Annotated in this window: 9 protein-coding genes; 6 read left to right on the top strand and 3 right to left on the bottom strand. The window is 71.1% G+C overall.

Going from position 1 to position 12,999, the window contains the following annotated elements; genetic code table 11:
* The first annotated feature begins 4 nt into the window (after positions 1-4).
* The 3 genes from AMYNI_RS0129000 to AMYNI_RS0128990 all read left to right on the top strand — a co-directional run bounded on the left by AMYNI_RS0129000 (position 5) and on the right by AMYNI_RS0128990 (position 4,299).
* Complete coding sequence (locus AMYNI_RS0129000) at positions 5-2,071, top strand: Stk1 family PASTA domain-containing Ser/Thr kinase (RefSeq protein ID WP_020671593.1); 2,067 nt, start codon at positions 5-7, stop codon at positions 2,069-2,071.
* Between the two features lie 21 nt (positions 2,072-2,092).
* Positions 2,093-2,779: a hypothetical protein gene (locus AMYNI_RS45575; RefSeq protein WP_020671592.1), complete on the top strand. Its 687-nt coding sequence runs from the start codon at positions 2,093-2,095 to the stop codon at positions 2,777-2,779.
* Positions 2,780-2,988: 209 nt separating this feature from the next.
* The gene (locus AMYNI_RS0128990) at positions 2,989-4,299 is read left to right on the top strand and encodes a wax ester/triacylglycerol synthase family O-acyltransferase (RefSeq protein ID WP_020671591.1); all 1,311 of its coding nucleotides are present in this window, start codon (positions 2,989-2,991) and stop codon (positions 4,297-4,299) included.
* A 105-nt stretch (positions 4,300-4,404) separates the two neighbouring features.
* Here the strand turns inward: AMYNI_RS0128990 and AMYNI_RS0128985 are convergent, their stop codons facing one another.
* The 3 genes from AMYNI_RS0128985 to AMYNI_RS0128975 all read right to left on the bottom strand — a co-directional run bounded on the left by AMYNI_RS0128985 (position 4,405) and on the right by AMYNI_RS0128975 (position 9,600).
* Entirely contained in the window at positions 4,405-5,796 is a 1,392-nt protein-coding gene (locus tag AMYNI_RS0128985) for a class II 3-deoxy-7-phosphoheptulonate synthase (protein WP_026361075.1), read from the bottom strand.
* An 89-nt stretch (positions 5,797-5,885) separates the two neighbouring features.
* The gene (locus AMYNI_RS0128980; RefSeq protein WP_026361074.1) at positions 5,886-6,842 is read right to left on the bottom strand and encodes a trypsin-like serine peptidase; all 957 of its coding nucleotides are present in this window, start codon (positions 6,840-6,842) and stop codon (positions 5,886-5,888) included.
* Positions 6,843-6,990: 148 nt separating this feature from the next.
* Positions 6,991-9,600, bottom strand: a complete 2,610-nt coding sequence (locus tag AMYNI_RS0128975) for a helix-turn-helix transcriptional regulator (protein ID WP_020671588.1) — start codon at positions 9,598-9,600, stop codon at positions 6,991-6,993.
* A gap of 72 nt (positions 9,601-9,672) precedes the next feature.
* Here AMYNI_RS0128975 and AMYNI_RS0128970 point away from each other — a divergent pair, with 72 nt between their 5' ends.
* The 3 genes from AMYNI_RS0128970 to AMYNI_RS0128960 all read left to right on the top strand — a co-directional run bounded on the left by AMYNI_RS0128970 (position 9,673) and on the right by AMYNI_RS0128960 (position 12,989).
* Complete coding sequence (locus tag AMYNI_RS0128970) at positions 9,673-10,569, top strand: MBL fold metallo-hydrolase (protein ID WP_020671587.1); 897 nt, start codon at positions 9,673-9,675, stop codon at positions 10,567-10,569.
* The gene (locus AMYNI_RS0128965; protein WP_020671586.1) at positions 10,560-11,681 is read left to right on the top strand and encodes a carboxylesterase family protein; all 1,122 of its coding nucleotides are present in this window, start codon (positions 10,560-10,562) and stop codon (positions 11,679-11,681) included. Before AMYNI_RS0128970 ends, AMYNI_RS0128965 begins: the two co-directional genes overlap by 10 nt.
* Before the next feature lie 210 nt (positions 11,682-11,891).
* Positions 11,892-12,989 (top strand): HNH endonuclease signature motif containing protein, encoded by a 1,098-nt coding sequence (locus AMYNI_RS0128960; protein ID WP_084628498.1) that lies wholly within the window; start codon positions 11,892-11,894, stop codon positions 12,987-12,989.
* The last annotated feature ends 10 nt before the right edge of the window (positions 12,990-12,999 follow it).

The raw sequence follows: 12,999 nt of genomic DNA, 5'->3' as shown, positions 1-12,999 counted from the left end.
AAACGTGACAAGCACGGACACCGGCCTGGTCGGCACGCTGCTGGACCGGCGTTATCGCGTCGACAGCCTGCTCGCGCGCGGGGGCATGTCCTCGGTGTACCGGGGTGTCGACACCCGGCTGGACCGTCCGGTGGCCATCAAGATCATGGACCCGCGGTTCGCGGACGATCGCTCCTTCGTGGAACGGTTCGAGCGGGAGGCGAGGTCGGCGGCCAAGCTGCACCATCCGCACGTGGTGGCCGTGCACGACCAGGGCGTGGACGGCCACGCCTTCCTGGTGATGGAACTGGTCGACGGCGGCACCCTGCGCGACCTGCTGGACGCCAGCGATGGCGCGCTGGACGTGGCGCTGGCACTGAGCGTGGCCGATCCGGTGCTGTCCGCGCTGGCCGCCGCGCACGAGGCCGGCCTGGTGCACCGGGACGTGAAGCCGGAGAACGTGCTGATCGGCCGCGGGGGCAGCGAGTTCGCCGGCCGCGGGGTGGTCAAGGTCGGCGACTTCGGCCTGGTGCGCGCGGTGGCCAGCGCCGGCACCACCAGCTCCAGCATCATCCTCGGCACCGTCGCCTACCTGGCCCCGGAGCAGGTCACCACCGGCGCGGCCAGCGAACGCGGCGACGTCTACTCGGCCGGCATCCTGCTCTACGAGATGCTCACCGGCGGCCCGCCGTACACCGGTGACACCGCGATCTCGGTCGCCTACCGGCATGTGAACGACGACGTGCCCGCGCCGAGCACGGTGAAACCGGGTATTCCGCCCGCACTCGACGACCTGGTGCTCCGCGCGACCCGCCGGGACCCGGCCGCCAGGCCCGCCGATGCCGGCGCCTTCCTGCACGAGCTGCGCCAGGTGCGCGCCGCGCTCGGGGTCGCGCCGGTGGCCGTGCCGGTGCCGAACACCGGCACCGAGCCGGAGCCGGACGCCGAGAAGACAAGGCCCGCGATGCCGGCGGTCGAGGTCACGTCGCCGCTGTCGGCCGTTCCGGCGGCCGCCCGCCAGTCGGGCCCGCAGGCGGGGCCGCGCGGCACGATGGCGCTGAACATGGGCGCGCCGCCGGTGACCCCGGTGCCGCCGCGTACCCCGCCGCCGCACACCCCGCCGACCAGCCCGCAGCCGGTGGACTCGGGCGCCGGGCCGTCGCGGTCGCGGCGCACCCGCTGGATCGCGCTGGCCGCGGCGGTGGTGCTGCTCGGCGGCCTGATCGGCGCCGGGGTGTGGTGGTTCGGCGGTGGCCGGTACGTGGCGGTGCCGCAGGTGACCGGACGGGACCAGATCGCGGCCGAAAAGATCCTGCGGGACGCGCAGCTGGCACCGCGGTTCACCAAGGAGCGCAACAACACGGTCCGGGCGGGCACGGTGATCCGCACCGAGCCGGGCGACGGCACCGAGGTGCTGCTCGACGAAGAGGTCGTGGTGGTGCTGTCGCTGGGCCGCCCGGTGGTGCCGAACGTGGCCGCCGGGGTCAGCCCCGAGCAGGCCGAGTCCGAGCTGCGCGCGGTCCAGCTGGCGGCGCGCCGGGACGGCAAGGACGACAAGTTCGACCCCACCGTGCCCACGGGCGCGGTGCTCGGCCTCAACCCGCCGCCGGGCACCCAGCTGGACATCGGCTCGCAGGTACTGCTCGTGCTGTCCAAGGGCCCGGCACCGAAACCGGTGCCGGGCGTGGTCGGCAAGAGCAAGGACGACGCGTTCAAGGCACTGCGGGCGGCCGGGTTCGAGCCGGTGGACGGCGGTGCCGAGTTCTCCGACAGCGTGCCGGCCGGCAGCGTGACCAGGACCAACCCGGCGGCCGGCGCCACAGTGGACGGTGGCGCCGACAAGCGGGTGACGGTGTGGGTCTCCGAAGCGGTGGAGGTGCCGTCGGTGGTGGGCCGGTCCATCGGGGACGCCGTGCGGATCCTTTCCGAGGCAGGGCTTCAGGCCGACGTGAAGGGCCGGCGGGGTAACGGCGGCGGTGGCGGTGGCGACGATGACGACGACGGCGGTTTCGGCATCGTGATCGGGCAGCAGCCCGAAGCCGGAAAACGCGTCAAGCGCGGCGAAAACGTGAAACTGGATACCTTCCCGTAAACCGGCGGACCGGAGTGCGCGATGAGCTTCTTCGAAGACGAGCCGCCCCGACCCGAGCCGGAGCCAGTGCCACCGGCTGAGCTATACGCGCTGTCCGGACCGCACTGGTTCCAGGCGCCCGAACTGCACTTCGTCCCCGCGATCCTGCCTTGGCCGAAGGTGCTGGCCAGGGCCGAGCGCACCGTGGTGGCACTGCGCGGCGTGCTGGTCTGGCCGGAAGCGGCCACGTTCGTGCTCACGCTGCACTCCAGGGACGCCGCGATGACCAGCCCAAGCCGGCAGATGTTCGAGCACGACCGCGCGCCGGAGTCGGACGAGTTCCGGTTCGGGGTGCAGTTCGCCGACGGAAACCGCGCGACCGGGACCACCGCCCTGTTCAACCGGCCGGCGACGGAACCTCCGGCGGAACCCGTGCTGCGCACCTCGGGCAGTTCGGGCAGCCAGCATTTCCTGCGCCAGAACGTCTTTCTCTGGCCGCTGCCGCCGGACGGGCCGTGCACCCTCGTGGTGCGGTGGACCGCCAGGGAAATCCCCGAAACCCGGACCGAAGTGGACGGCGCCGCGATCAGGGCCGCCGCCGCGGAGGCACTGGAGATCTGGCCGGACCTGCCCGTCCACCCTGGACACCAGCGGACCACCGTCGTCACCCACACGTCGTCCGCATCCGGCGGAACGTCCGCCACCTTCCGGAGGCAGGACCAGCGCTAACCGTTCCCCCAATCGTGGAGCGCGGATCGGTAGTGCACCATTGTCGATATCTTGACGACGACCTTTGCGTCGCCGAAACCCGCTCGTCATGTGCGGCTGGTGCAGTAAGAGCGCACCCTTCGAGTCTCGGCCCAATGGAGGGCGACTCGGCACCCCAGTGACCCGAGCCAACCGCGTCGCCCCGTTCACACGCCTCGAGGAGGTCGATCATGGCCGAAAACCAGCTCAGCGGGCTGGATGTCGCGTTTCTGTGCCTGGAAGGACAGCACAACCCGATGCACATGGGTGCGGTGGTCACCTTCACCCCGCACCACCCGGTCGATCCGGCGCGGATGGCCGGCCTGCTCGCCGAACGCGCCGCGCGCATTCCCCGGCTGCGGCTGCGCGCCCGCCCCGCGCTGCTCCCGCCCGGTGGCGCTTACTGGGCCGATGACCCCGCGTTCGACCCGGCGGCGCACATTCACGTGCACGAACTGTCTTCGCTCTACGACCCGGATCCGCTGGCCGCGTATGCCGCGCGGTGGATCGAGCGGCCGCTGGACATGTCCGGCCCGCTGTGGGACGTGCACCTGGTCACCGGGCTGCCCGGCGGCGAGTTCGCGCTGCTGCTGAAACTGCACCACGCGCTCACCGACGGGGCCGGCGCGTTCTCGGTGGCGGCCGGGCTGCTGGACGACTGCCCGGTCACCCGGATGGCGGCCAACCCGGTCACCCCGGCCACCTCGCCGGCACCCGCACCGAGCCCGCGCCCGTTGCTCTCGGTACTGCGCGACGGGGTGACCGAGAGCGCCGGCATCGCGTCCGCGGTGCTGCGGGCCACCCGGCCCTACCCCAGCTCGCCGATCTCCGCGCCGCTGTCCGGAAGCAGGCGGGTGGGCTTCGTCCGGCTCGACCTCGGCGACCTCCGCCGGATCCGCAAGGCGTATGGCGGCACCAGCAACGACGTGCTGCTCGCGGTGCTCTCCGGCGCACTGCGGGAGTGGATGATCAACCGGGGCCAGCGCGCCGACGGCAGGCCGCTGCGGGCGCTGGTCCCGGTCAGCACCCGCGGCCGGGGCGGCGCGCGGGGTGGCAACCAGCTCTCCGGTTACCTGTGCGACCTGCCCACCCAGCTCGACGACCCGGTGCGGCGGCTGCGCGAAATCCGCCGTTCGATGAACCGCAACAAGGCCGCCGGGCCTGGTGCCGGCGCCATCCCGATGCTCGCCGACCGGGTGCCGCCCGCCTTCCACCGGCTCGCCACCAAGTACGCCGCGCAGGGCGCCGGGCTGCTCTTCGACACGGTGATCACCAGCGTGCCGCTGCCGAACGTGCGGCTCGACTTCGACGGCGCGCGGCTTCGCGAGGTGTACCCGATGGTTCCGCTGGCGCCGCGGCACGCGGTCGGCATCGCCGCCGCCACCTACCGCGACTCCGTCCACATCGGACTCCAGGCGAACGGGGAAGCGGTGCCCGACACCGGTTCCCTGCGCGACGCCGTGCTCAAGTCGCTGGCCACCCTGCTCGAACGCTGCCCCTGACCCTTCGCCGCCCTACCCTCGACGCAGCACCTCCAATGCAGCGAAGGCCACCTTCGCTGCGTTGAACGCAGGCAAGGTGGCCTTCGCTGCATAGAGCGAGGAGGGTCAGCTGCGGAGCATCTCGGCGACCAGGAACGCGAGCTCCAGTGACTGCTGGGTGTTGAGCCGCGGGTCGCAGGCGGTCTCGTAGCGGCCGGAGAGGTCGAGGTCGGAGATGTCCTGCGCGCCGCCGAGGCATTCGGTGACGTCCTCGCCGGTCAGCTCGACGTGGATGCCGCCGGGGTAGCTGCCGAGCTTGCGGTGCACCTCGAAGAAGCCCTGCACCTCGTCCACGATCCGGTCGAAGTGCCGGGTCTTGTAGCCGGTGGAGGCTTCGTGGGTGTTGCCGTGCATCGGGTCGCACTGCCAGATGACCTTGTGCCCGGAGGACTCCACCTTCTCCACGATGGCAGGCAGCACCTCGCGCACCTTGCTGTTGCCCATCCGCGAGATCAGCGTGAGCCGACCGGGCTCGTTGCGCGGGTCGAGCCGCTGCACGTACTCCACGGCCTGTTCCGGGGTGGTGGTCGGGCCGATCTTCAGCCCGATCGGGTTGGACATCAGCTCGGCGAACGCCACGTGCGCCCCGTCGAGCTGCCTTGTCCGCTCGCCGATCCACAGGAAGTGCGAGGACAGGTTGTACAGCTTCGGGTTCGCCGCGTCCGCGTTGTCCAGCCGCAGCATCGAGCGCTCGTAGTCCAGCAGCAGCGCCTCGTGGCTGGCGAAGATCTCGGTGGAGTGCAGCGAGGTGTCGGTGACCCCGCAGGCGGACATGAAGCGCAGCCCGCGGTCGATCTCGGCGGCCAGCGCCTCGTACCGCTCACCGGCAGGGGAGACCCGCACGAAGTCCTTGTTCCAGTCGTGCACCTGCGCGAGGTCGGCCATCCCGGCGCCGGTCAGCGCCCGCACCAGGTTCATCGCGGCGCCCGCGTTCGCGTAGGCGCGGATCATCCGGCCGGGGTCGGGCACCCGCAGCTCGGGCTTGGCGACCAGCGAGTTGACGATGTCGCCCCGGTAGACCGGCAGGCCGAGCGCGTCGGTGGCGCTGGACCGCGGCTTGGCGTACTGCCCGGCGATCCTGGCGACCTTGACCACCGGCAGGCTCGCGCCGTAGGTGAGCACCACGGCCATCTGCAGCAGGGTGCGCAGGTTCGCCCTGATGTGCGGCTCGGTGTTGGACTCGAAGGTCTCCGCGCAGTCGCCGCCCTGGAGCAGGAAGCCCTCACCGCGGGCGACCATGGCCAGCCTGTCGCGCAGCCGGTCGATCTCGGCGGGCACGGTGATCGGCGGCACGCTCTCCAGCACGGCCCGTGCCCGCCTGGTCAGCTCCGCGTCCGGCCACTCCGGCTGCTGCGCCGCGGGGCGTTCCAACGCGTCGTCGAGCTTGGCCCGCAGCTCGGGCGGAAGCGGCGGAAGCTCGGGGAGGGTGTCGATGGGGACGTCCACGGTCCAGTTCACCGCTTCAGGATAGTGTCCGCGCACCCCCAGCGCCCTCAAGGCCACCTTGAGGGCACTCCAGTGCCGTCAAGGTGGCCTTGAGGGACCGGTCAGGCTGCCTGAGCGGTGGCGTAGAGCGCCTGGGCGTCGGCACCGAAGTAGGGGCCGAACATGAAACCGGGCAGGAAGGTGTAGCCGAAGCTGTTCACCGAAGCCTGCACCCCGGCGCCGGTCGCCTCGTCGAAGTTCAGGAACCAGGGGCCGCCGGAGGAGCCGCCGGTCATCCCGCAGGACAGGCCGTGGTCCTGCGAGAGCAGGAAGTCGGTGAACGTGGTGCCGCTGCAGTAGATCAGCTTCGTGCCGTCATAGGGGTCGGCCGCCGGGTAGCCGAAGGCGTACATGTCCTGGTTGCGCTCCTGGTTGAACGCGATGCCCTGGCTGCCCACCACGTCGGTCAGCGACTTGCCGTCCACCTGGCCGACGACCGCGGCGCCGACGTCGTAGTTGATGTCTTCGCTGGCTTCCCACTGCGGCGTGGTCAAAGTGGACTTCGCGGCCCACTCGCCGTGCGGCGCGTTGCCGTTGTCGTAGCCGGGCACGAAGATCCAGTCGGTGTGCCAGGTGCCCTGGTACTTCACGCAGTGCCCGGCGGTCACCACCACGCTGCGGTTGGCGCTGGTGACCGCGTCACCGCTGCAGGACGCCTTCTGGCCGTTGAAGGTGAAGAACACCCGGCCGGCGGTGGAGACCACCTTGCCGCCACCGGCCCATGCCTCCCCGGAGGTGGGGAGCACCTGCGGGATGATCGACGCCACGCCGCGCGCCACGTCCGCGGGTCGGACCTGCCGGGGCTGGAGCAACCGCTCCATCGGAATGGCGGAACGCATGTTCTCCGCGGTCCAGAAACCGGTCGCCGACCCGGCCTTCGCCGGAGTGTTAGCCGCGGGGTGGACCGCCGTCCCGGTCGACGCCGCCGCCGGTGCCGCTGATGCCGGTGCGGTGAAGGCCGCCGCGGCCAGGCTCAACGCGGCCAGCACGACGCCCGGCCGGAATGCTGCTCGCTTCATAACGCGCCTCGCGTTCTGCAGGGAATGTGAAATTGGCATGAAGCCAACTGAGACCGACCGTAATCAGCCCGCTACTGCCCGACAATCCGCCATCCAGCCGGATGCCTTAGCCCGAATGCCCGGTGAACTGCGTCCTTTGGGCCGGTTGTCAGCAGGACGCGTCGACCAGGTCGCGCAGCTGCGTCCGGGTGGTGACGCCGAGTTTGGGGAAGCTGCGGTAGAGGTGCGAGCCGACGGTCCGCGGCGAGAGGAAGAGCCGTTCACCGATCTCGCGGTTGCTCAGCCCCTGCGCGGCCAGCCGGATGATCTGCTGCTGTTGCGGGGTCAGTGAGGTCAGTGAGGTCAGTGAGGTTAGGGAGGTCAGTGAGGTCAGGGACGGCGCGGCGGGTTCGGCGTCGACCCCGGCGGCCCGCAGTTCGCCCTGGGTGCGCTCGATCCACGGGCGGGCGCCGAGGCGGCGGAAGATCTCCATCGCGGCGAGCAGTTTCGGGCGGGCGTCCGCGATCCGGCGACGGCGCCGCAGCCATTCCGCGTAGTCCAGCAGAAGCTGCGCCCGCTCGAAGGGCCATTGCCCGCCGGCGGCGTCGGCCAGTGCCGCCTCGAAGTGCGGCTCGGCGGCCTCCGGGGCGAGCAGGGCCCGCGCGCGGTGCAGCCGGGCTCGCATCCGGGGTGAGAGGTCCTCCCCGAGGCGTTCGGCGGCGCGCTCCACGATTTCCGCGGCCTCGGCGTCATGACCGGTCCGCACGGCCGCCGCCGCGAGCTCGGCCAGCCCGGCATCCGAGCACGCGTAGTGGCACGGGTCGCCCGCCGCGGTGAACAGCAGGCGGAACTGTTCGTAGGCGCTCACCTGGTCACCGTCGGCGACGGCGGCCATGCCCAGCGCCCACCGGAGCCGGGCGGCCACCGCGCGACTGCAGTCGGGGTCCACAAGGGACAGTCCGGCGACGGCGGTGGCACGGGCTTCGGCGGTGTCCCCGGCGAGTGCGAGTGCGGCCGCTTCGAGCGACCGGCCGGCGGCGTCGACGTGGGCGAGCCCGGCACCGGCGGCGGTGGTCGCGGTGCTGCCGGTGGCGGCCAGCCGAGCCTGTGCCCAGAGCCCGTGGTCCAGGTACGCCCAGCCGGCCGAGCAGCCCAGCCCGGTCGGCAGCGCGCCGCGCATCCGCCAGCGGTGCAGGGCGTCGTCGAAGATCCGCACCGCCAGCGCGGTTTCGTCGAGCAGCCAGGCCATCGCGCCGAGCGAGAGGAGCGGCCCCGGATCCATCCCGGCCTGTTCGACCAGCGACGGCAGCGTGGCCGCGAGTTCCGCCCGGCGCTTGTTCGGATCGGTCACCGCCAGCGTCCACGGGTCGCCGTCAGCACGCGCACGGACGGCGAGCCGGTCTGTCTCCTCACCAGAGTAGAAACCGGCTACCGCCGCCGACGCCATCGCAATCCGCGCCAGCGCCGGCTCTTCGGCCGCCCGCATCAGCGAGGACAGCGCGGTGCCGTGCTCGGCGGTCAGCGTGAGCACCTGCCCGACCCGCAGCGACGCCTCGGCCGCCAGCGCCGGATCGTCGGTGATCGCGGCGGCCTTCGCGGCGAGCTGCTCCACCCAGTGCGGCTGCCCGGTGTAGACCGCCGCCCCGGCCGCGGTCACCAGGCGGCGCGCGCGGTCCTGCCGCCGCGGGCTCAGCTCGGCCGCGCGTTCCAGCGCGGCGGCCGCGGCCGCGTGCCCGCCGCGGGCACCGGCACCGGCCGCGGTTTCCTCCAGCGCGGCGGCGATCCGCTCGTCCGGCCCGTCGGCGGCGGCCGCCAGATGCCAGGCACGCCGGTCGGGTTCGTCGTCGAGCGACTCGGCGAGCGCACGGTGCGCCCGTCGCCGTAAGGCCAGCGGCGCGGAATGGTAGATCGCAGACCGGACCAGCGGATGCCGAAACCGGGCGCGCCCGCCGGCGATCCGGAGCAGGCCGGCGGTCTCGGCGGGCGCCAGCGCCTCGGCCTGCGCTGCCAGCGAGGCATTCTCGTCCGCCGCCACCAGCAGCAGCGCGTAACGGGTGGCTTCGGGCAGGGCTTCCAGGTCGGCGGCGAACACCCGCGTCAGCCGGTCGGTCAGCGGCAGCAGGTCTTCGTCGGCGCAGTCCGCCCTGGCCAGCTCGACCAGCGCCAGCGGGTTTCCGGCGGCCTGGTCGAGGATGCGGAGCCGGCGACGGCCGGTCGGCGGGTTCGGCTGCCGGTCCAGCAGGAGACCGGAAGCGCGCGCGTCGAGCGGTCGCAGCGTGAGCGCCGGAAGGCCGGCGAACCCGGCCGTGTCCCTTGTCCCGGCGAGCACGGCGAGGGGTTCGTCGTCGATCCGCCTGGCGGCGAAGGCGAGCACCTCCAGCGAACCTGGGTCGATCCACTGCAGGTCGTCGGCGACCACCAGCACCGGCGAAACCTGGGCGAGGTCGGACAGCAGGGAGAGCAGCGCGACGCCGATCAGCATCCGGTCGGGTGCGCCGGCGTCCTCCAGTCCGATGGCGCTGAGCAGCGCCGAACGCTGCCGCTCCGGCAATCCGGCCGTTTCATCGAGCACCGGCCGCAGCAGGTGGTGCAGCCCGGCGAACGGCAGGTTCAGCTCGCTCGAACTCCCGGTCATCCGGAGCACCCGGCCCCGGTGCGCCCCGGCCGCCAATTCGAGCAGTGTGCTCTTGCCCACGCCCGGCTCACCCGTCACGACCAGCACGCCGCTGCTCAGGCCGAGCACAGCGGCGCTTTCGGTGTCCCGCCCGGCGATGGTCACCAGCCGAGGGTATCCCCGACTGCAGTCAGTCGACCGATACCGCCGCGGCCGCCCCGCGAAGAGGCTGGGCCCATGGAAACCATCACCCTCGGAAACGTGGACATCACCCGCGTGGTCGAGCTGCCCTCGACGGGACTGCCGCGCGACTTCATCTTTCCCGACGTGGCCATGGAGCACTGGGACCGGCACCGGAACTGGCTGGCCCCCGAGTTCCTGGAGCCGGCCGCCGACGAGGTCCGCACCATGATCCAGACCTGGCTGGTCCGCAGCGAGGGCCGGACGATCCTGATCGACACCGGCATCGGCAACGGCAGGGAACGGCCGTACATGCCGTTCTTCGCCCACCTCAACACCGGCTTCCTGGACGAGCTCGCCGCCGCGGCGGTCCGGCCGGAGGACGTGGACGTGGTGATCTGCACGCACCTGCACGGCGACCACGTCGGCTGGAACACCTATCTCTCCGGCCGCGAGTGGCGGCCGACCTTCCCGAACGCGGAGTACGTGATCGCGCGCGCCGACTTCGACTACTGGAACCCCGAGAGCGAAATCCGCACCCGCTCGGGACGTGGGATGCAGAACGTGTTCGAGGACAGCGTCGCGCCGGTCCACCTGGCCGGGCAGACCGTGCTCTGGGAAGGCGACCACTACGACGTCGACGCCAACCTGCGCATCGAACCGGCCCCCGGGCACACGCCGGGTTCCTCGGTCGTCCGGCTGCGCTCGGGCGGCGACAGCGCCATCTTCGTCGGCGACCTGCTGCACAGCCCGCTGCAGATCGCCGAGCCGGACTGCGGTCCCTGCTTCGACGAGGACGAGGACCAGGCGCGGGTTGCGCGGCGGCGGGTACTGGAATGGTCCGCGGACCACAACGCGCTGATGTTCCCCGCGCATTTCCCCGGCGCGGGCGCGGCCGAGGTGCGGCGTGACGGCGGCACGTTCGCGGTGAAGGAGTGGGCGACATGGCGGTGAGCGTGTTCCGCAACATCTCCTACGCCGCCGCACCGACCGGGGCCGCGCGGTTCGCCGCACCGGTGCCGGTGCACGACGTGCGCGGTTTTGACGGGCAGGGCCCGACCGCTCCGGCGCCGGAGCGGCGGTTCCCGCTGGACCTGAGCCCGGTGCTGGGGCACGGCTGGGCCCGAGGCGACGACTACCTGACGGTCAACGTCTGGACCCCGTCCACCACGGGCAACGCGCCGGTGCTGGTCTTCGTGCACGGCGGCGGGTTCGTCTCCGGCACCGGTCAGGCACCGCTGTACGACGGGACTTCGTTCGCCCGCGACGGTGTTGTGCTGGTGACGTTGAACTACCGGCTCGGCGCGCCCGGCTGGCTGGACCTGCCGGACGCGCCGCGGAACCGGGGCCTGCTGGACGTGGTCGCCGCGCTGAAGTGGGTTCAGGAGCACATCGCGGGGTTCGGCGGGGATCCGGACCAGGTCACCGTGTTCGGGCAGTCGGCGGGCGCGATGATCGTCAGCGCCCTGCTGGTGACGCCCGAAGCGGCCGGCCTGTTCCGACACGCGATCAGCCAGAGCGGCGGGCTGAGCACGATCACCGGCGAGCAGGCAGCGGAGACCACCCGCGCACTGGCGGACCTGCTGGACGTGCCGGCGACCGCGGCGGCGTTCGCCGCGATCCCCGACGAACGCCTCGTCGCCGCACTCGCCGAAGTACCAGGGGGTTCGCGGCTCACCCCGCTCGGCGTGGTGCTCGACGACGTGCCCCCGGCGCATCCGGTGGACCTGCTGGCCGGCACGAACTCGCAGGAGTCGCTGCTCTACCAGCTGCCCGAGCACAGCGCGGCGATCGACGACATGTTCCGCACCGGGCAGGAACGCCTGGTAGCCCGGTACGACAAGGCGCACACCTACGAGTTCGACTGGCGCGACGGCCCGTTCGGCGCCTGCCACACCGCGGAGCTTCCGTTCGTGTTCGACAACACCGACCTGCCCGCCCTTCGCACCGAGAAAGGCTTGCTGGGCCCCGAAATCCCGCCCACCCTCGCCACGGAAATGCACGGCGCGTGGGTCCGCTTCGCCCAAACCGGCGACCCCGGCTGGCCTTCCCACGTCTTCCGCTGACCACTGTCCCTTGAGGCCACCATGAGGGCGTTGAACGCCCCTAAGGTGGCCTTAAGGGACAGCTCAGTATGAGTTTGCGGAGGCAGATGAGGGAGCACGCGAGCCCACAACTGATCGGTCAAAACCCAAGACCGACACTCCCACCCATACTGAACTGACCTCCAAGGCGGGTTCCCGTTTTTGTCGGGGGTCGCCGATAGAATTCGGGGCATGGACAGGGACAAGGCTTGTGAGTTGTTGAAAGACATTCAGGTTATTCAGGAACAGAAATGCAAGTTGGAGGCGGAGCAGCTTCGGTTGGTGGCGAGGTTGAATGAGGTTGAAGAAAGAACTAGAGGGGTGCCAGCCGAGTTGGCGCTCGGGCTCGCAGTCACGGAGAACATGGCCGGTAAGCAGATCGCACTCGCTGAGGCGTTGGCGACACGGTTGCCGAAGACGTTGCAGGCTATGGAATCCGGGGTCATCGATGGGTACAAGGCATCCAAGATCTTCGATGCCACCGCCGTGCTCTCCGACGAGAAGGCCCGCGAAGTCGACACAGTGATGAGCGAACGGCTGGCGGGCAAAAACCCCTCCAGTCTGCGAAGGTCGGTGAACCGAGTGGTCGCCCGAATCGACCCGAAGGGATACGCCGCCCGCGCTCGACGCCGACGGCTGGACCGCAAGGTCGAACTGGTGCATCAAGGCGAAGGCATGACCACTCTGATTGTCGATGTGCCTGTCGAAGTCGGCACAGCGATCTACGCCCGCACCGATCGTGAAGCCCATGCGCTGAAGGTCGCCGGTGAACCCCGCACACTGGACCAACTTCGGGCCGATGTGCTGGCGGATCGGTGTCTCCGCGAACGCGGCACACCGCGTAACCCGAAGGCCGACGTGTACCTGTATGTCGACCTGACCACGTTGGCCGGTTTGAACGACAACTACGCCGAACTCACCGGCTCCGGACCCATCCCCGCCTGGCTCGCCAAGGAAATCGCCTACAACCCCGGCTCCACCTGGCGCCGCGTAGTGACCGACCCCGTTACTGGTCTCCCGGTAGATGTCGGCCGCAGCAGCTACCGGCCACCCGCCGCACTCGACCGCTTTATCCGCATCCGCGACCGCGAATGCGCCCACCCTGGCTGCCACCGACCAGCCCAACTAGCCGACCTCGACCACACCACCGACTGGGCACACGGCGGACCGACCGACAAAACCAACCTCCGCGGCTACTGCAAACGCCACCACAAACTCAAAGACCAACCCGGCTGGACCCACACCGACCACACCATCACCACCCCAGCCAAAGCCACCTACACCACCTAGGGCGTGTGTC

Source organism: Amycolatopsis nigrescens CSC17Ta-90, from assembly GCF_000384315.1.
Taxonomy (GTDB): Bacteria; Actinomycetota; Actinomycetes; order Mycobacteriales; family Pseudonocardiaceae; genus Amycolatopsis; species Amycolatopsis nigrescens.
The sequence above is the reverse complement of the archived record's forward strand: the minus strand, read 5'-3'. Positions and strand labels throughout refer to the sequence as shown.